This window comes from Marisediminitalea sp. (genome assembly GCF_984433645.1).
This window is the reverse complement of sequence record NZ_CFIDRX010000081.1, coordinates 1-18,916: the sequence shown is the minus strand read 5'-3', so window position 1 is coordinate 18,916 and position 18,916 is coordinate 1. Positions and strand designations below refer to the sequence as shown.

The 18,916-nt window shown below is 45.4% G+C and carries 15 protein-coding genes and 1 pseudogene; 8 read left to right on the top strand and 8 right to left on the bottom strand.

The annotated features are described in order from the left end of the window. Positions 1–318 precede the first annotated feature (318 nt). Positions 319–1,161 carry a CDP-diacylglycerol--serine O-phosphatidyltransferase gene (pssA, locus tag AC4MRN_RS11740; protein WP_073322870.1) on the bottom strand — a complete coding sequence of 281 codons (843 nt, stop codon included), beginning with the start codon at positions 1,159–1,161 and terminating at the stop codon, positions 319–321. A gap of 334 nt (positions 1,162–1,495) precedes the next feature. On the opposite strand from pssA, the gene xdp1 reads away from it, so the two are divergent. Together xdp1 and prsT are read left to right on the top strand one after the other, a co-directional pair. Next, entirely contained in the window at positions 1,496–2,245 is a 750-nt protein-coding gene (gene xdp1 / locus AC4MRN_RS11735; RefSeq protein WP_073322872.1) for an exosortase-dependent surface protein XDP1, read from the top strand. A 140-nt stretch (positions 2,246–2,385) separates the two neighbouring features. Continuing rightward, complete coding sequence (prsT, locus tag AC4MRN_RS11730; protein ID WP_491203376.1) at positions 2,386–5,127, top strand: XrtA/PEP-CTERM system TPR-repeat protein PrsT; 2,742 nt, start codon at positions 2,386–2,388, stop codon at positions 5,125–5,127. Between the two features lie 73 nt (positions 5,128–5,200). Here the strand turns inward: prsT and clpB are convergent, their stop codons facing one another. The 3 genes from clpB to rluD form a co-directional block, all read right to left on the bottom strand. After that, the gene (gene clpB, locus AC4MRN_RS11725; protein ID WP_073322876.1) at positions 5,201–7,771 is read right to left on the bottom strand and encodes an ATP-dependent chaperone ClpB; all 2,571 of its coding nucleotides are present in this window, start codon (positions 7,769–7,771) and stop codon (positions 5,201–5,203) included. Between the two features lie 111 nt (positions 7,772–7,882). Next, positions 7,883–8,632 (bottom strand): peptidoglycan editing factor PgeF, encoded by a 750-nt coding sequence (gene pgeF / locus AC4MRN_RS11720; protein ID WP_321200638.1) that lies wholly within the window; start codon positions 8,630–8,632, stop codon positions 7,883–7,885. After that, complete coding sequence (rluD, locus tag AC4MRN_RS11715) at positions 8,622–9,605, bottom strand: 23S rRNA pseudouridine(1911/1915/1917) synthase RluD (RefSeq protein ID WP_073322880.1); 984 nt, start codon at positions 9,603–9,605, stop codon at positions 8,622–8,624. The genes pgeF and rluD overlap by 11 nt, the downstream gene beginning before the upstream one ends. Before the next feature lie 168 nt (positions 9,606–9,773). On the opposite strand from rluD, the gene AC4MRN_RS11710 reads away from it, so the two are divergent. Then, the gene (locus AC4MRN_RS11710; RefSeq protein ID WP_073322882.1) at positions 9,774–10,541 is read left to right on the top strand and encodes an outer membrane protein assembly factor BamD; all 768 of its coding nucleotides are present in this window, start codon (positions 9,774–9,776) and stop codon (positions 10,539–10,541) included. Positions 10,542–10,631: 90 nt separating this feature from the next. Here the strand turns inward: AC4MRN_RS11710 and AC4MRN_RS11705 are convergent, their stop codons facing one another. From AC4MRN_RS11705 to AC4MRN_RS11690, 4 genes are all read right to left on the bottom strand, one after another. After that, positions 10,632–13,085, bottom strand: coding sequence for a putative bifunctional diguanylate cyclase/phosphodiesterase (locus AC4MRN_RS11705; protein WP_491203375.1), 2,454 nt, complete (start codon positions 13,083–13,085; stop codon positions 10,632–10,634). A 124-nt stretch (positions 13,086–13,209) separates the two neighbouring features. Continuing rightward, on the bottom strand, positions 13,210–13,884 hold the full coding sequence (locus tag AC4MRN_RS11700; protein ID WP_491203374.1) for a ChrR family anti-sigma-E factor: 675 nt from the start codon (positions 13,882–13,884) through the stop codon (positions 13,210–13,212). Next, positions 13,877–14,488, bottom strand: a complete 612-nt coding sequence (locus AC4MRN_RS11695; protein WP_073322888.1) for a sigma-70 family RNA polymerase sigma factor — start codon at positions 14,486–14,488, stop codon at positions 13,877–13,879. The genes AC4MRN_RS11700 and AC4MRN_RS11695 overlap by 8 nt, the downstream gene beginning before the upstream one ends. A 66-nt stretch (positions 14,489–14,554) precedes the next feature. Further along, positions 14,555–15,130, bottom strand: coding sequence for an LON peptidase substrate-binding domain-containing protein (locus AC4MRN_RS11690; protein ID WP_370241157.1), 576 nt, complete (start codon positions 15,128–15,130; stop codon positions 14,555–14,557). A gap of 172 nt (positions 15,131–15,302) precedes the next feature. Here AC4MRN_RS11690 and AC4MRN_RS11685 point away from each other — a divergent pair, with 172 nt between their 5' ends. The 5 genes and pseudogenes from AC4MRN_RS11685 to AC4MRN_RS11665 all read left to right on the top strand — a co-directional run. Further along, on the top strand, positions 15,303–15,734 hold the full coding sequence (locus tag AC4MRN_RS11685) for a nuclear transport factor 2 family protein (RefSeq protein WP_491203373.1): 432 nt from the start codon (positions 15,303–15,305) through the stop codon (positions 15,732–15,734). After that, the gene (locus AC4MRN_RS11680) at positions 15,731–16,444 is read left to right on the top strand and encodes an SDR family NAD(P)-dependent oxidoreductase (protein ID WP_073322894.1); all 714 of its coding nucleotides are present in this window, start codon (positions 15,731–15,733) and stop codon (positions 16,442–16,444) included. Before AC4MRN_RS11685 ends, AC4MRN_RS11680 begins: the two co-directional genes overlap by 4 nt. A 14-nt stretch (positions 16,445–16,458) precedes the next feature. Continuing rightward, positions 16,459–17,721 (top strand): NAD(P)/FAD-dependent oxidoreductase, encoded by a 1,263-nt coding sequence (locus AC4MRN_RS11675; protein WP_491203372.1) that lies wholly within the window; start codon positions 16,459–16,461, stop codon positions 17,719–17,721. After that, positions 17,721–18,458: a DUF1365 domain-containing protein gene (locus AC4MRN_RS11670; protein ID WP_255052942.1), complete on the top strand. Its 738-nt coding sequence runs from the start codon at positions 17,721–17,723 to the stop codon at positions 18,456–18,458. The genes AC4MRN_RS11675 and AC4MRN_RS11670 overlap by 1 nt, the downstream gene beginning before the upstream one ends. 3 nt (positions 18,459–18,461) lie before the next feature. Next, positions 18,462–18,916, top strand: a pseudogene (locus AC4MRN_RS11665) (SAM-dependent methyltransferase); the annotation flags it as partial.

The window sequence follows — 18,916 nt, the reverse complement described above, 5'->3', positions numbered from 1 at the left end:
TTGCTGCTTCAGCGTTCTTTTAGAACCTGCCGAAGCGGGATGCGTATAATACGCTTTTGATTTCCTGCGTCAACACTTTTTTGAAAATTTTATTTTCGAAGCATTTCGCTGTAAACCGCTTCACATAAGGCTTTCGCGTTATGTTGGGTAGTTGCTTTTCGGCGTTCCCCGTTGAAGTGGGGCGCATTCTACGCATCTGGTTATTTGCGTCAACCGTTATTTTCAAAAAACCACAAAAAACGCGACCGTTTGGTCGCGTTTTAATCAATTAAGCTGTTTTTGTTTATTAAAACATCTATCTCAACTTCATTTTAGCTACTAAAGCGTCTTTTTATCACTCTCTGTTGCCTGTTCAACATTGTCAGTCTTGTCTTCATTAGGGGTATTTGCATTAGTTTCGCTATTTGGAAACTCAGCATCCTCCAGTTGATCACCGACCACATCATTCAACGTTACTTTTTCAACCGTTCTGAATGTGTTGATTGGGCCCGCCATGGCGTACAAGGCAAACACTATAAATAGGACCAAGGCTGGTTCTGTTGCTACTACTATAAATACCAGCAATATAAGCAGTAACGCAACGAAGGGGACTTTGCCGTGCCAATTCACCTCTTTAAAGCTGTTGTACTTAAAGTTGCTTACCATTAGTAATCCCGATAACCCGGTAATCAAGGCAACAATAATCCCGATGCTGTTACCATCAATGTCGTATTCAACACCGAGCCATACAAAGCCACTCACAACTGCTGCCGCAGCCGGACTCGCCAGTCCCTGAAAGTATCGCTTGTCTGCAATTCCGACCTGAGTATTAAACCTTGCTAAACGCAACGCTGCACCAGCTACATATATAAAAGCAGCAAACCATCCTATTTTACCCAGGTCGCTTAGTCCCCAGTTATACGCAACTAAGGCTGGAGCCATTCCGAATGACACCATGTCTGCCATTGAATCATACTCAGCACCAAAATCGCTTTGTGTATTAGTAATTCGAGCAACCCTTCCATCCAGGCCGTCGAAGATCATCGCAACGAACACTGCAACTGCTGCCGCTTCAAATTTACCATTCATTGAAGAGACTACGGCAAAGAACCCCGAAAATAGTCCGGCGGTAGTTAACAGGTTAGGTAGTAGATAAATACCTTTGCGTTTACTTTCTGTCATAGAATTCCCTGATTAATAGTTCCTCTATATTATTTCATACTCTGTTTATTGTTGCCTGTAGATTTTTATCTCTCTTCTTTTCGAGCAATAACAAGGTATGAAGCCTTATACCTTATTACGGTATTTATTCGGTTATTATTTATTCGAAATAACTGCTGATGAAAATGCCATGTTGAATTGCTTTCTCATCACATACAGTCAGCTTTTTTTACATAGCCGTAAATTATACTGACACAAGCAGACATATATAATTGAAATTATTGATTTTTATATTTTGGCCCGCATTTTGCTTTATTGTTATTGCAAGAATGGGTAGTCTTTATGAGGAAGAGAAATGCTAAAGTCAGGTATTATTGCAATAGGTTTATTGGCAGCTAGCCAAGCCGTTGCGACGACAACGGTATCAACATTCGATTTTACGAGCTCGAGTAACTTTTCGAGCACACCGGGTGGTTACGGCAACACCTATGAAATATCACAAGGCACATTAGACCTTGATATTAAAGCGTTTGCCGACACAGGTAGCAATGGCACTGTAGAAGATGCAAAAGTCTCATCTAACAGTCACGGTTTGCTCGTTTACAATCGTGATGAAGGCAGTAGCCAACATACAGTAGACAACGACGGTGCTCGAGACATGTTATTTTTTGATTTTAACAAGTCTGTAGCTTTAACTAAACTGAACATCGGTTGGTCAACAAACGACAGTGACATGGTTGTTGTTGGTTTTAATACGCTTCCAACATATAACAGCAGCTCAACCTGGAGTTCACTTGCCAGTGCAATCACTGCAGGTACGCATGCAGTATTTGAAATCATTCACCACGGCGCCACTTCAGGTTGGAATAGTTTTAACAGTGGTGGCTTCGAGTCAAAGTATTGGTTGGTAGGTGCTTATAATAAGTTTTTCGGTTCTAGCAGCGGTTATGAACACGGCAAGGATTATGTAAAAATTGCCGGTATCATGACAAGCCACGAATCAACGACTACAACCCCCCCGGTTGAAGCGAATGCGCCAGCATCTCTAGGCTTGATGGCAGCAGCGCTCGTATTTATGTGGAATCGCCGCAGAGTACAAAAATAATAATGCTACTATTCTGAAAAAACCCCGCCTAGCGGGGTTTTTTTATGTCTGTAAACCCTTCATAATTAAGTTTAAATAGTAAACACAGATGCAATATGAATAACTTACTGAAATGCACATTTGCCGGTGCGATGCTTTTAATGTCAACGTCTTCACTGGCTCAGGAGAAATACGAAGCTGCGTTAAGCGCGTTCAATCAGGAACAGATTGGTGAAGCTTACATATTGCTGAAAAACACGTTGCGGGATAACCCGGATCACCTTCCGTCTAAATTACTGATGGGCCGAATTCTATTGATCGACGGCTTTACTATTGATGCCATCGATGAATTTGAAGAATCTCTGCAATTAGGTGCAGATAAAAACCTCGCACTCCCCTATTTAAGCACCGCTTACTTGATGCAGGGTGAATATGATTTGGTTATTAGTCTTGCCGACTCTCAACCTATATCAACCGAAACGAAAATTGCACTAAAGCTAAATGCAGCCAGTGCATTCATTCGTCAGAACAAGCCTTCAGATGCAGAATCGGAATACCAGCAAATATTAAAACTGTCTCCGAATAATATTGCTGCCGTAAGTTCTTACACCGACATGCTTATATCGATTGGCAACCTCAAAAGCGCCGAAGAGTTATTAAACAGTTATCGCTCCCAAATGCCGTCTTCAGCCGCCCTATTGCACACCTATGGAAAATTACAGCATGCCAAGGGTCAAAAAGAGGCTGCATTAGACACATTCGAACGCGTAGATGCTCAACAACCGTCTAACCCGCTGTATATGCGCTCATTAGCGTCTGCACTGGCAGAATTAGGAAAATATGACGAGGCTCGTCAGGTTATTGCGAAAATTGAACAACAAACACCGGCAGATATTCAAATTCGCTTATTGAAAGCACGTATTCTTGCACTGACTAAACAGCAGTTTGAAGCAGATAAGATCCTTCAGCAACTGACACAAGAGCTAAGCTTGCTCGATGAAAAACAACGAAATGAGCGAATACAGCTCAGTGTTGTGACAGGTATTGTTGCTTATATTAACCAAAACTATGAACTCGCCAGTACAGAACTAGCCCGTTACGTTTCTGATCGAACACCGTCACCTGAAATCGTGGGTATGCTGGCCGATTCTCTACTGCGTTTTGGCTACTACAAAGACGCTATCACCGCACTCGAAAAACATATTGATGTTGTTATTAAAAACCCTGATGTGGCCGTATTGACCTGTGAGCTCTATATCTCTATTCGTCGAAACTTTAAGTGTGAGCGAATGCTACCCGAGCTTGAAAAAGCCTATCCTGATAACACGAAAGTGAAGCTGATCCATGCCAAGCTTCTGATGAGCAAATTTCAATATCAAGCTGCGAGTGATTATTTACAAGCTAATTTAAGCAATAACAAAGAAGAACCCGTAGCCGAATTAAAAGCCATTTTGTTTGGTCAAATCGGTGACTTTAATAACGCGTTTATTCAAGCCTCGTATTTAACGGAAAAATGGCCGGATAATCTCGCATATCAAATCATTCGGGCAGACATTGCGGTGCGATTAGGTCGTAACGAAGAAGCCACAGAAATAGTCAATAAAGCACTTAGACTCGAACCCAATCATCTGGGCGCGAGAGTTGTCAAAGCGCGAATCGCTTTCCAGCAAGACAAACGCACTGTTGCCATTGAGTTACTGGAATCTGTGGTAAAAGAAAAACGCGACAGCCTGTCTGCGCTATTACTGCTGGGTCAAATTTATACGTTAGAAGGGCAGTTCGACCTGGCCGTTGACAGACTATTAATTGCAAAGGCCCTGAACGCATCCAGCCCGGAGCCACGTGAACTACTCGTATCTATTTATCGTCAGACGGGCGACCTGAAAAATGCCATTTCAGAGATAAATCAACTTCTCAATCTTGATAGATTGAACTCAGAGTACATGTTACAAAAAGCCGACGTGCTAATTGAAATGCGCAACTATGCGGATGCCGCTTCTCAGTTAAATGTTGTTTACGCAACCTGGTCAGATCAAGCATTTGATTTGCTGCGTTTGAGCAAAATTCAACGCACGGCGCTTGACTACCCTGGAGCAGAAAGATCTATCAAGCGTGCCATTGAACTCAAGCCAAAATGGGAACAGGCACATGCTGAGTATATTAACTTCCTGGTCGAACAGTCCCGTCTCGAATCGGCCAAGGAAGAATTGGCATCTTATCAAAAAACATTTGGCTCAAATGCTAACTACCTTATGCTTCGCGGCGATCTTGCCTTTGCTCAAAATGAAGTGGAAGGTGCCTTTTCGTACTATTTAAAATCACATCAAGCGATGACAAGTTTTAACATGCCGCTGTTGAAACTCTATGTTCTCGCGCAGCAAAACCAGCAGTACCGAAATAAGTTTATAAAATACGTAAAGGAATTTACGGCGAGTGGCAACCGTTCACTTATCGTAAAGCAGATTCTTGCTGATGCGTTGATGCTGGATAAGCAATACGACGAAGCCGAAAAAATATATACGGTGCTTCTGGATGAGGATCAACTCGCACAACGTGCTTTTATCCTGAATAACATGGCCAATATCTATGCCGGTAAAGACATAGAAAAAGCGCTGGAATACAGTAAGCAAGCGCTGGATATTACCAATAATTCAGCACCACTGCTGGATACTTACGGTTGGCTACTGGTTTCGGCTAACCAATTAGAAAAAGGCTTGGATACGCTGCGCAGAGCCTATGCGGTGAACTCAGAAGATCCAACGATTCAATATCATATCGCGGCAACATTGGAAAAATTAGGTAAGAAGGAAGAAGCCAAAGAAGAATTAATCCGCAACAACACGTTGGAAAAAGCGTTTCCAGACAAAGCTGACGCGGAAGCATTATTCAAACGTTTGGATTAACAAGCCGAAAGAAATACTTCTTATCAAACAAAAAGAGGCTGTATTGCACAGCCTCTTTCACATTCCTACGGTATTAGAAAACGATCAGATTCTCACCGTCGACATCAATCCGAATGGTGGATTCAGGTAATATAGTACCTGACAGCAATTGCTGCGCCAGCGGATTTTCTATCTGAGTCTGAATAGCCCGCTTTAACGGTCTCGCCCCAAACACAGGGTCGAATCCGGCATCGGCCAGCTTGTCCATGGCAGCCGCTGAAAGCTCCAACTTGTAACCCTTGTCTGCCAGGCGCGCTCGTAGCGACGCTAACTGGATCTTAGCAATAGACTTGATCTGCTCTTTACCTAGCGGGTGGAATACGACAATGTCATCCACACGGTTAATAAACTCAGGCCTAAAGTGCTGCCCTACCACGTTCATCACCATCGACTTCATTTCGTCGTACTGACTTTCCTGATGTTTGTCCTGAATGATATCCGAACCTAAGTTAGAGGTCATGATCACAACGGTGTTCTTAAAGTCAACCGTGCGCCCCTGCCCGTCTGTTAAGCGGCCGTCGTCTAACACCTGCAACAGAATATTAAACACATCCGGATGCGCCTTCTCTACTTCATCCAGCAGAATAACCGAGTACGGCTTGCGACGCACAGCTTCGGTAAGGTAACCCCCCTCTTCGTACCCCACATATCCCGGCGGTGCGCCGACCAATCGGGCAACGGAATGTTTTTCCATAAATTCAGACATATCGATACGAATCATTGCATCTTCGGTATCGAACATGAAACCTGCGAGTGACTTACATAACTCCGTTTTACCGACACCTGTTGGACCAAGAAACAGGAATGAACCAATAGGTCGATTGGGATCTGCCAGTCCAGCTCGTGAGCGTCGTATCGCATTCGACACAGCAGCAACGGCTTCTTGTTGTCCTACTACCCGTTTATGCAGCACATCCTCCATGCGCAGTAATTTGTCGCGCTCGCCTTCGAGCATTTTTGCCACAGGAATACCGGTCCACCGCGACAACACTTCGGCAATTTCAGCGTCTGAAACTTTGTTTTTCAGTAACAGGGTTTCCCGCGTTTCATTTTCGGCTGCTTTTTCCAGCTTCATTTCTAACTCAGGAATACGACCATACTGCAGTTCCGACATACGGTTTAAATCAGAAGCACGACGGGCAATCTCTAAATCCAGTTTGGCTTGTTCCAACTCAGATTTAATAGACTGCGTGCCTTGCATGGCTTCTTTTTCGTCTTTCCAGATCTTTTCCAGTTCGGAAAACTTCAATTCTGCCTGTTCACGTTCCAATTCGATCATTTCAAGGCGCTTATGACTGGCATCATCCGTTTCTTTTGCCAACGCTTGTTCTTCCAGCTTCCACTGGATAATTCGGCGCTCGAGGCGATCCATTTCTTCCGGTTTTGAATCGATCTGTAAACGAATACTGGACGCTGCCTCGTCTATCAAATCAATAGCTTTGTCAGGCAACTGTCTGTCGCTAATATAGCGATGCGATAACGTGGCCGCCGCAACTATCGCCGGGTCCGTTATGTCCACAGAATGATGCAACTCGTAACGTTCTTTCAAGCCACGTAAAATGGCAATGGTATCTTCTACACTCGGCTCTTCCACCAGTACTTTCTGGAAGCGACGTTCAAGCGCTGCATCCTTTTCAATATACTGACGGTACTCATCCAGCGTCGTTGCACCTACACAGTGTAATTCTCCTCGCGCTAATGCAGGCTTGAGCATATTGCCCGCATCCATTGCGCCTTCGGATTTCCCAGCACCTACCATGGTATGCAGTTCATCGATAAACAGAATAACCCGACCTTCTTCTTTGGCCAGCTCATTGAGTACCGCTTTTAACCGTTCTTCAAACTCACCACGGTATTTAGCACCGGCCACCAGGGCCCCCATATCTAACGACAATACGCGCTTGTCTTTTAGTCCTTCGGGGACTTCACCGTTTATGATCCGCTGTGCCAGCCCTTCAACAATGGCGGTTTTACCCACACCAGGCTCACCAATGAGTACCGGATTGTTTTTGGTACGGCGCTGCAATACCTGAATGGTTCGACGGATTTCATCATCTCGTCCAATAACCGGATCCAACTTACCCTGCTCTGCTCTCTCGGTCAGATCGGTAGTGAATTTTTCCAGTGCCTGACGTACATCTTCTGCATTCGGGTCAGTCACTTTCTGACCACCTCGCATGGCATCAATGGCTTTTTCAATTTTGTCTTTAGTAATGTCCAGCGATTTCAGGATATCGCCAAGACGGCCTTTGTCCTGAATTGCTGCCAATACAAAAATTTCAGATGTGATGTAATCGTCTTTGCGTTGCTGTGCAATCTTGTCGCACAGGTTTAAAAGCACAACAGACTCTTTGCCCAGTTGCACATCACCACCAATGCCCTCAATTCTGGGCAACCTGTCAATGGCTTCTGCCAACGCGGAGCGAAGTGCATTCACATTGATACTTGCCTGATCCAACAATGAACGCACTGAACCGCCTTGCTGGTTTAGCAACGCTGTCATTAAATGCACAGGCTCGATAAACTGATGATCTCTGCCCAAAGCAAGAGACTGCGCATCAGAGATCGCAATCTGGAACTTGCTGGTAAATCTATCTAAACGCATAAAACCTCTTTAACCGTGCGTAAATAACCTTGCTTCATTTATGGGTATGACAGAATCAAGATTCAAGTTTGCTGTGTAAAAATACGGCAATTTATTGCGCTAGCGCAACGTTTACAGACTTGAATAATCCGCGTCGGACAGCCCGATGACACTGACAATCCTGCCCGTGCCTGAAATGCCTTCATGGCAAGCACGTCTATGTGAAAAGAATAGCGATGATTGTTGATAAGTACAAAGATGAGAGGAGGTAACCTGCCGTATGCCGGCTTGTTCACATTGCTGTTTTGCTATCAGAGGCAGATCCAAATAGCACTTTTCTGCATGGGTATGAGCCAGTACAGCATCGGGAAATTCCGTAAACTTTGCAGCCATACCGATATCGACTTCATAGCAAGGTCCACTAATCGCGGGCCCAATCCAGGCATGGAGGCATTCCGCATCTATAGCCATGGCTGCAATAGTCCTGGCAATAATGCCATTCGCCAGTCCTTTCCAACCGGCGTGCACCGCTGCCACAACGGTAGCATCGTTATCGCACAACAACACTGGTACACAGTCGGCCGTCATAACTGCACAGAAAGATTGCCTGTCTCGACTGACTGACGCATCGCCGTCGTATTGATCTGACGGTAACGCAATAACATCGCTACTGTGAGTTTGATTTAACCAATGAATGTGACTGGCAAAAGGCAGTCTGCTGCGGTTTTCCCGGACCCGGACTGACTCATCACCAACATGATTGCCCACATTGAGTGAGTCAAAAGGGGAGTCGCTGACACCACCAAGTCGTGTCGTGCAATACGCAAACACCCCTTTGGGTGCTTGCCACTGCGGGATAATCAACGGTGTTTTAGTAGTCATCGATACCATGAATCTTGGTATCTTCTCTTACTGAATCAATAAGCGCGACCATATCTTGTGGCAAAGGCGCCTGCCAGGTCATCCATTCATCTGTAGTTGGGTGATACAAAGAAAGCTGAGCGGCGTGAAGCGCCTGACGATTAAAGCCCCGAAGGGTATTTGCAAATTCGTCACTCGATCCTTTTGGCAGTCGCAAACGACCACCGTACGCAGGGTCACCAACCAGAGGGTGTTTAATATACGCCATGTGAACACGAATTTGATGCGTGCGCCCGGTTTCAAGTTTTAATCTAACGTGAGTATGGGCGCGGAACTTTTCAATTACGCGGTAGTGAGTCACCGCGGGTTTACCCATTTCCCTCACGGCCATGTGAGTTCGTTTGGTTGAGTGGCGTCCAATAGGCGCATCCACCAGCCCGCCGGCCACCATAGTGCCGTTTACCAATGCTTCATACTCCCGGCTCATCACACGAGTTTGCAGTTGGTCAACCAAGTGAGTTTGGGCTGGTAAAGTTTTCGCTACCACCATCAGGCCGGTCGTGTCTTTGTCCAGACGATGGACAATGCCGGCACGAGGTACTTTGTCGATGTCCGGTACATGAGCCAGCAATGCATTCAGCAAGGTACCATCCTGATTACCAGCACCCGGATGAACCACCAAGTCAGCGGGTTTGTTAATGATCAGAATATCTTCGTCTTCATAAACGATATCCAGCTCAATAGCCTGAGCTTCATTCACAACCTGTTGCTCAATTTCGGCTTCAACCGAAATCACTTCGTCACCGGTCATCTTCTGTCTTGGCACCACACATGGCTCGCCATTTACACAGACATTGCCGGCCAAAATCCATTCTTTTAGCTTCGAACGTGAATAATCAGGGAACAAATCAGCCACGACCTGATCTAACCGCATACCAAAATGTTGAAATTCAGTGCTCGCTGATAATGAAATTTGTGAACTTTGTTGTACCATAACCGCCTAAGACAGGAACGCAAAGCGCAGATTATAACAAGGTTTGCCGTCGTTGGCGGTTTTCTTTTGGTGTTTATATGGTGTTTGCGTGCAAGTACGTTAAAATAACGAAAATTTTGCTGTACGTAATACAGTAGCGAATAAAACGGACCAGGAACTAGAAGTACTATGAAAATTACCCGTTGCATTGCACCACTGGTGTTCGGCGCCATTGTTAGCTTAGCTGGATGCTCGTCTTCAGAAGATAAAGAAGCACAAGTGGTCAACGCGAATCTGGATGCGCAATCGCTTTACGACAGAGCGCGTGAAAGTATGGAAAACGGCAACTTTGCCGCTGCTGCTGCATCACTGAGTGCGCTGGACTCTCGCTTTCCTTTTGGGCCTTTGTCTCACCAGGTACAACTTGATTTGATTTTCAGCTATTACAAATCAGGTAAATCCGACCAAACTCTGGCTACCATTGACCGTTTCATTCGGTTGAACCCTAACCATGCAGACGTGGATTACGCCTTCTATATGCGTGGTTTAACGAACATGGAAGCCGACAATAATCTGTTCCAGGAAATGGTAGGCATTGACAATACAGACCGTGATCCAACGAAGTCAAAGCAGGCTTTTGACGATTTCCGCCGTCTGATCCAACAATTCCCTGACAGTAAATACGCAGCTGACGCACGTAAGCGTATGGTGTTTATTAAGAATCGACTGGCCAAATATGAAGTCGCGATCGCACGTTTTTATATGCGTCGTGAAGCCTACATTGCTGCTGCCAACCGCGGAAAGTACATTCTGGAGCACTACCCTGATTCAAACCAAGTTCAGCAGGCACTGGAAATCATGGTGGAATGTTATGATCAGTTAGAGCTGACTGAATTGAAAGACAACGCGATGAAAACGCTGAAACTGAACTTCCCTAATAGCGAATTTATCAGTTAAAGCGCAACGATATTAAAACAATAAAAAACGCCCTGCTTTGCAACAGGGCGTTTTTGTTTGTCTATGAAAAGTGCGAGTGCCTTTTCTGCCCTACACCGGACTTTGGTAAGACTCACAATAATCCACAAATTCATCTATTGGCAGCGGTTTGGTATAAAGGTATCCCTGCACTTTATGACATTGCTCTTTGGTAAGAAAAACAACTTGCTCAACGGTTTCTACGCCCTCAGCCACAATCTCACATCCAAGCTCTCTGCCCATTTGAATAATACTGTGAGTGAGTGAACAACTCGATTGCTCACGGGGTATTTGCGCAATGAAACTCTTGTCAATCTTCAGCACATCGAAGGGTAAGGTATTTAAATAAGCCAAAGAGGAATACCCAGTGCCAAAATCGTCCAACGCGAGACAAAAACCCGCATCTTTGAAACTAGCCAATTGTTGGGTGTCCATATCCAGTAGCGCACTCTCGGTTAATTCCAATTCAAATCGCGAGGGCGACAAGGCGTGCTTATGAAGCTCTGCCAACATATCGTCTAATAAACCGGGTTGCGATATGTCCAGCGCCGATAGATTTACTGCTACTTTCAATCGCTCCCGAATTGCCGAGGGCATGCTAATAAGTGCATTGCATGTTTTTGCAAACACAATCCGGGTTAGCTGTGACATTAACCCTGCATTTTCAGCAATAGGTATGAATACATCCGGTGCTACCCACCCGAGCGTTTTACTTTCCCATCTCGCCAACACTTCAGCGCCAACAAACTCACCTGACTGAAGATTAATTTGAGGCTGCCAGTACACTTGAATTTCATCATTTGCCAACGCATCACGTAGCGCACTTTCCAGTTGAAGTGACTTTCTGCGCGAGTCTGTCATCCCTTGCTTGTAAAGTTTTATACTGCCTTTTCCTAGCTCTTTTGCCCAGTAGAGGGCCGTATCAGCTTGTTGATAAATCGACTTTACTTCTTTTGCATGGTGCGGATAAGCACTAATTCCAATACAACAATTCACTCTGACCAACTCATCGTTGTTCACTCGGAACGGCTTAATAGCCTCTTCGCGAACCGCTTCCGCTAAATCCAGCGCCTCTTTAATAGAGGAAATTGAGTGCGTCCATATGGCAAATTCATCACCGCCGATACGGTACAAGGTCCCTTTACCTAAAATAGTAAATGAAATGCGGTGCGTGAAATCCAGTAGCAGTTCGTCGCCGGCCACATGGCCAAAACTGTCATTAATTTGCTTAAAATTATCCAAATCAATAATGAGCAGGGCTTTACAAATCCCCGCACTGAACGGCCGCAAATCCCGAGCTAATACTGTGTGCAACTGCCGCCGGTTTGGCAATGCAGTTAATACATCGTGGTTGGCCAGAAACCGTAATTCTTCCCGGGTATGCACTAATTCTGATACCTCAGTGAGTGACAAGGTGTAATGAGAAATACTACCAATCCGGTCGGTTACCGGCACCAGATTCAATAAACCGTAGCGACGCATTTCTGCTGACGACCAGTTGATTTCCCCTGACCAGCTTTGACCTGATTTCAATAGTTGTTGGACCCTGTTACCGGTTTCCGGTGGTAGGAATCGTTCGAGTAATTTGTCGTGCAGAATCGACGATGTGTCATCCGACAGCGGGTTCACCATTTTCACTAAGGCGTTATTTGCATCGACGATTGCAAAGTCGAGATTCAGGATTGCGATCCCTTCACGACTGGTTTCGAAGACCGTTTTTGCCTGTCTGAGTTGTTGCTCATGCCTGTCCATTTGCTCGACGATTTCCTTGCCACTGGACAACAGCAGGTTCCAGTCCAGCAGAGGCTCTTTTACCACCTTCTCCATGCGGTGACGGCTAAACAGTAGAAATGCGAACAGGAACAACCCATAAGAACACGCAATGAGTACTTTCCCGCTAAAATTACCAATAATTAGCTCAAAGGTGTCGCTGTGTACCCCAAACGCCAGTAGCGGAAACAATATGCCGTCTGCGACGATCACAAAAACAAAACTCAGGCTATAGGCCAGGCTGAGGTTTGCATGCCCGGCAATACGACTTTTGAACCTGTCGAACAGAAAAATCAGCAGATAAAGCTCAAGAATTATTAATACCGCACCAAGAATAATCAGCGGGATTGACAATTCAAATAGCGCAGCGGGCACGTCAAGTGCGTTAATTACCTGTTCAGCCCTGAGACTCTTTACCACCAGCGCAAACAGCAGCACTTTGAATAAGCCCACCGTGAACACTAAGCGCATAATGTTTTGCAATATAAAGGCGTCGCGTTCAATAAAGGCCAGTATCACACAGGCCATCATAAATCCGCCGTAAGCAATGGTGCCGCCAGATAACTTAATGCTATTAAACAATTCCAGCGAATAAACCGCGCCTAGGAAGCCGCCCATCAGTAGCACTAAGCTGACGTAAATGTATAACGATACTCTTCCGCGTATGCGGGTTTTTCTCCATCGACAGCACCGACGGAAACACACAAAACAAAATGACTTGAAATATAAAGTGGCTAACCATGCCCACCTATCCATAGGATCCAGACAGGTAGAATACCAGAACTTTTTGAAAGTGCTTACATTAGCAGTAGAAAGTTACGTTAGCCGATAATAAAACAGGGAGCCTTGAAGCAAAAGAAACCAGTGCAAGGTGCACTGGCTATCTGAAGAATAAATGGCTGAATGGATTCAACAATCTCGCTAGGCCAGAAGTAAAATGTAAAGGTTGGTCTACAACACTGAACACCAGACAGCCTTCAGGCGCGTCAGAACGAGGGGCATGAGTATGTTCACCGGTCATGTAAATCAAGTCACCAGAATCATAATCATTTAAACCATCGGAGAACTCACCGTTTATCACTAGTGTCATTTCAGACCCGCGGTGTGTGTGTTCCGGCACCGTGCCACCCTTTTCGATGTAAATGAAATTAGCAACGCCATCGCATCCCAAATCAACGGGTGATTGCCACAACTTACCTACCAGAGAGGACCAGTTGCCTTTCTTTTTAACTAATCGATGAAGCGTTTTCGGCAACTCAAAGGATTTGCCGTCCAGTTCAATCGACGTCGCTTGCTTAATTCCTTGCGGGCGATACGCCCTCTCTGCCGCAGGTTGCTGCGTAATGTTTGCAAGCATCAAATCGAAATCAGGGTCATAGCTCTCTACAGCTTCCTCAATTTCGTTGCTGGCAAAAGTAGAAGTAAACGCGTCAACTTTGTGCTGACAGTGCTCGCACATGTCGCAGTGTGCAGAAATCATTAATGACTCTACCGGCGACAAAGTTCCCTCTACAAAATGCTTTAAATGTTCGGGGGTAGGATGAAACTTAATCATACTCGCTTAGCATACCTTTTAATCGTTGTAACGCCAGTCGTGTGCGAGATTTCACTGTACCTAAAGGTATTGCTAACTCATCAGCGATCTCTTGCTGAGACTTACCATCAATGTATATGGCTTCTATAACTACTTTTTGCTTCTCCGGAAGCTCGTCAAACAAGTGGCCTATTTGCTCCAGAGTGACCTGCTCGTCCAGGCTGGTCTCATTTTGGTCGGGCGTTTGCTCACACAACACTGGCCAAAGATCGTCTGCACAAATGTCTTCTTTGCGGTTTTGGACTTTGCGGAGCATGTCGAATCGGATATTTCTGGCTATCGTAAATATCCAGGTGGACGGAGAGCCCTTTTCAGAATTAAACAAATGGGCCTTTTGCCAGACATTAGACATTGTGTCCTGCACCAGCTCCATTGCCAGCGCTTCGTTTCCGAGTTGCTTTAAAGCATAGGAACGCAAACGTGGCGCGAAATAACCAAAGATTCGAGCGAACGACGCTTTGCATCGCGTTTCCGCGACCTGCACGAGGTACTGCGACATTTCTACCGCACACTCTTTTGGTTCTATTGCGCTATTTTCATGTTCCAAAGGAATTCCAACAAGCATAGTTCCTGTCCGTAATTTACGAATATACAGTTATTACTGACAGATTAAACAAACAGATCATTATTTTTAACGAACTAATTCACTAATATAATTTAGCACGTTATCGCAGTTTTTTTCACCCAGAAACGCTTGTTTGTTGGCAGCATCCACGGGTAATAATTCAAGCCACCGGTATATTACCCACATAGGGTCATTAAATTTGAGCTCTGGGTACAGGCGGGCTATTTCCGGGTATTTGTCGTAAATGAGTTCTAGTTTAATTCGCAAAGGCGAGATTTTCTCGTCCTCAATAACACAAGACCAGTGATGTTGCTCTGTGCAATCGCCGATTCGCAGTCCGTCAGCTTCTGTTTTGATATTTTCGACACTGACACAACAGACGCCTTCCACGTTGATGCCGAGTAAACCATCGTCTAGTAAGTCGAAGTCGACTATTTTACACAGCGTGCCTATTGGAAAGATATGCTCATTGGATGCCTGATCCCCGCGGGAATTGAGCATACATAGAACAAAATACCCATTTCCTGCACAGGCTTCCTTGACCATGCGGACATACCGAGGCTCAAAAATACGCAACGCCATGTGCCCACCAGGGAGCAAGTGCGCGGACAAAGGAAATAAAGGAATGTTGTGGTGATGCATAAGCCTTACATTCGTTAACTAATCGATTCTCATTACGCCGTGCGCTTGCAATTGGATCTATTTATATTCGGCAATCACTACATAAAACCATTTTTAATGCCATGCGCGACAAAAAGTGATCTGCTAATGTATATATTCTGTACTTATGGCAAACAATTCAAGTGATTAAGTCATGTCATTCAAAACACGCTTCACTCAGTTTTACGCCGATCTCGCTAACGTCGATATAGACGATCTGGATAATGTGTACCACGAGCAGATTCTGTTTAAGGACCCTATCGCCAGCCATTCTGGTATTGAGAGCGTAAAAGCCTATTTCGCTCATCTTCTTGACAGTACGTCCTCTTGTAAATTTGATATCCATCATTTTATTGAGAGTTCATCAACTAATTCGCCCTACGACTTTACTGTCGAATGGACCATGCACCTGACGCTGAATAATCAGTCCCGCCCCATCTATGTCAATGGGGTATCACTGCTTACGTTAAAAGACGACCGCGTTATCTACCACCGTGACTATTACGATATGGGCGAAATGGTTTATGAGCATGTCCCCGTGCTAAAGCGCGTTATTCACTATATTAAGAAGCGACTGACACAATGAAATCGATTCTGGTAACCGGTGCCACTTCCGGCATCGGCAAAGCATTTGCACTTCACGCTGCCAACGCAGGTTACCGCGTTATCGCATGTGGCAGAAACATGCAGGCACTGGCCGAACTAAGTAAAAACAGTAATATCGATACATTACAATTTGACGTTACGGATCTCGAACAAACCAATAAAGCGCTCGGTGACACAACATTCGACATCGCGGTATTAAATGCAGGCACTTGCGAATACGTTGATTTACCCGAATTCGACCCTGCACTGTTCAAACGCGTATTTGAGGTCAATTTTTTCGGCATTGTTAACTGCATTCATGCACTTTTGCCCAAATGCGAAAAAAACACACAGCTAGTTATTATTGATTCAATGGCCAGATTACTGCCCTTCACGCGCAGCGAAGCCTATGGCGCCAGTAAAGCGGCAGTACATTATTTAACCCAGAGCCTGAGTGTGGATTTACGGGCAAAAGGCGTCATTGTTCAGAGCGTTTCACCGGGGTTCGTGGAAACCCCGTTAACTGATAAAAACGATTTCGAAATGCCAATGAAAATCACCGCCGAAGAGGCAGCTGAAACGCTGCTGAAACGCATAGAAGCAAAACAAATGGCAATCTATTTTCCCAACGTATTTGGCTGGATATTACGCATCCTTAACCATCTACCCCAGCGCATCAAACGCTGGCTGTCATCCAAATTACAACAATAACGGCAAGCATTATTATGGCAAAACGCATAGCAATTGTTGGCACAGGCATATCCGGCCTGACCAGCGCCTATTTACTCAATCGTCAGCACGATATCACTGTATTTGAAGCAAACGATTATATTGGCGGCCACACGGCAACCAAGGATGTATCCGTCAACGGTGAACAATTCGCCATCGACACTGGCTTTATTGTATTCAATGACTGGACATACCCGAATTTCATTAAGTTACTGACGCAACTCGGGGTTGCATACCAGGAAACCGAAATGAGTTTTTCGGTACATCATGAAAAAACCAATATCGAATACAACGGGCACGACCTAAACACCCTGTTTGCACAACGACGCAACCTGCTTCGCCCGCGATTTTGGCGAATCGTTAATGACATCGTTAAATTTAACAAAACCTGCAAGGCGGTACTTGAAAACAACGAGCCCGTAGAAGGGGTAACGCTAGCAGATTTCATTGCCCGACACGGCTTTAGCGACAGTTTTAGTGAGCACTACATTTATCCCATGTGCGCAGCAATCTGGTCAGCCAGCCTTGAGCAAACCAAGGCTTTTCCGTTGGCTTTTTTCCTGAAGTTCTTTAATAACCATGGCTTACTGAATATTACTGACCGTCCACAGTGGTACACCATCATGGGCGGCTCCAGAGAATACATTAAACCCCTGACCGCCTCTTTTGCAGACCGCATTAAACTCAATACGCCGGTAAAATCCGTCCGCACTGTCGAGCAAGGCATTGAAGTCATTACAGCCCACGGCGACAGCCATTTATTCGATGAGATTATCTTTGCCTGCCACAGCGACCAGGCCTTGCAAATGATGGCTGAACCTTCCGCCGACCACAAAGCGGTACTCGGGGCTATACCCTACGCAGAAAACGACGTTGTGCTGCACACAGACACTGCTCAACTGCCTCAACGTAAACTTGCATGGGCTAGCTGGAATTATCGGTTAACCGGTTCTGCAGAAGAACAAGCACGCCCCGCAGCGGTTACGTACAACATGAACATCCTGCAGCGCTTGGTAACACCCACAACATTTTGTGTTAGTTTGAATTCCCCCTCTGTTAATCAAAACGATGTACTGGGTGAATACCGTTACGCACACCCCCAATTCAGTGAAAACATGGTCGCAGCGCAAAACAAACGCAATGTCATTTGCGGCGTTGATCATATGCATTTCTGCGGGGCATACTGGTACAACGGATTTCACGAAGACGGTGTGCGTTCTGCATTAGACGTCTGTAAACGGTTTGGTGAGGAATTGTAATGGAAAGCGCTCTGTATACCGGGAAGGTATTACACCAACGCTTCAGGCCTACCCAGCATGCCTTTTCCTACGGCATTGCAATGATGTGGCTGCATTTAGATGAGGTTAATCAACTTGCTCACACCGTAAAAGGGTTCTCGAATTGCCGTCGCGCAGCGTTCGAGTTTCGACGCAGTGATTATCTCGGCGATCCTACCGTACCGTTGAAGCAGGCCGTACTCGAGAGAATGAATGCTTTGCATACCGAAGGTGAGCATCTCGCGGGAGACATCTTTTTATTAGGACAGGCCCGGCACTTTGGGTTGTACTTCAGCCCGGTTAACTTTTACTTTCTACGCGATAAACGTTCTGGTGTGTTCACACACTTACTGGCTGAAGTCAGCAACACGCCCTGGAATGAACGTCATCATTACCTCGTCGATCTGGCAGTGCAGGCTGATACAGAAAAAGCGTTTCATGTATCTCCGTTTAATCCCATCGACATGATTTATCGCTGGCATGTACAACAGCCAGCCGACACCTTTTCGGTGGGATTAAGTTGCTATAAAGGCAACAAGCATTTCACCGCAATGATGCATTTAGCACAGCAACCATTGAACTCAAAGTCGATTATCAACGTAATCAAAGCTATACCTAATATGACACTTAGAACTGTCGTCGGAATCTACTGGCAAGCCGCAAAGTTATGGATAAAGCGCACGCCCGTATATTCACATCCGATAAATAGTCAGGAATGAACCATGGCCAACAGTGAATCAGCAATTTACCCAACACTCACTTTTACCTCTATCGACAAGATTTGTCGCCAAATTTTTATTTCATTAATGCAAACATTGCCCGAGGGGTATCTTGTCATTAAAGAAAATGACGCGGTAGTTGCACAATGCGGCAATAGCAGCAGCGACTTACATGCCGAGGTAAATATTCACTCACCGAAAACTTATCGAAAGCTGTTGTTTGGTGGCAGTGTGGCATCAGGTGAAACCTACACAGATGGTATGTGGAGCAGTCCTGAATTAACGCATGTTATTCGTTTGTTTGCGCGCAATTTGCCAACGCTTGACCGTTGGGAGTCACGTTTTAGCTGGCTCACGTTCCCTTTCGATAAAATTATGCACCTCAAGCGCCGCAACACCCGCGACCAGGCCAAAAAGAACATTGCGGCCCACTATGACTTAGGGAATACCCTTTACAC

Bases quoted from the DNA above. Each gene is read 5' to 3' on its own strand.
- pssA (WP_073322870.1), bottom strand. From the start codon at position 1,161: ATGACAGAAAGTAAACGCAAAGGTATTTATCTACTACCTAACCTGTTA.
- xdp1 (WP_073322872.1), top strand. From the start codon at position 1,496: ATGCTAAAGTCAGGTATTATTGCAATAGGTTTATTGGCAGCTAGCCAA.
- prsT (WP_491203376.1), top strand. From the start codon at position 2,386: ATGTCAACGTCTTCACTGGCTCAGGAGAAATACGAAGCTGCGTTAAGC.
- clpB (WP_073322876.1), bottom strand. From the start codon at position 7,771: ATGCGTTTAGATAGATTTACCAGCAAGTTCCAGATTGCGATCTCTGAT.
- pgeF (WP_321200638.1), bottom strand. From the start codon at position 8,632: ATGACTACTAAAACACCGTTGATTATCCCGCAGTGGCAAGCACCCAAA.
- rluD (WP_073322880.1), bottom strand. From the start codon at position 9,605: ATGGTACAACAAAGTTCACAAATTTCATTATCAGCGAGCACTGAATTT.
- AC4MRN_RS11710 (WP_073322882.1), top strand. From the start codon at position 9,774: ATGAAAATTACCCGTTGCATTGCACCACTGGTGTTCGGCGCCATTGTT.
- AC4MRN_RS11705 (WP_491203375.1), bottom strand. From the start codon at position 13,085: ATGGATAGGTGGGCATGGTTAGCCACTTTATATTTCAAGTCATTTTGT.
- AC4MRN_RS11700 (WP_491203374.1), bottom strand. From the start codon at position 13,884: ATGATTAAGTTTCATCCTACCCCCGAACATTTAAAGCATTTTGTAGAG.
- AC4MRN_RS11695 (WP_073322888.1), bottom strand. From the start codon at position 14,488: ATGCTTGTTGGAATTCCTTTGGAACATGAAAATAGCGCAATAGAACCA.
- AC4MRN_RS11690 (WP_370241157.1), bottom strand. From the start codon at position 15,130: ATGCATCACCACAACATTCCTTTATTTCCTTTGTCCGCGCACTTGCTC.
- AC4MRN_RS11685 (WP_491203373.1), top strand. From the start codon at position 15,303: ATGTCATTCAAAACACGCTTCACTCAGTTTTACGCCGATCTCGCTAAC.
- AC4MRN_RS11680 (WP_073322894.1), top strand. From the start codon at position 15,731: ATGAAATCGATTCTGGTAACCGGTGCCACTTCCGGCATCGGCAAAGCA.
- AC4MRN_RS11675 (WP_491203372.1), top strand. From the start codon at position 16,459: ATGGCAAAACGCATAGCAATTGTTGGCACAGGCATATCCGGCCTGACC.
- AC4MRN_RS11670 (WP_255052942.1), top strand. From the start codon at position 17,721: ATGGAAAGCGCTCTGTATACCGGGAAGGTATTACACCAACGCTTCAGG.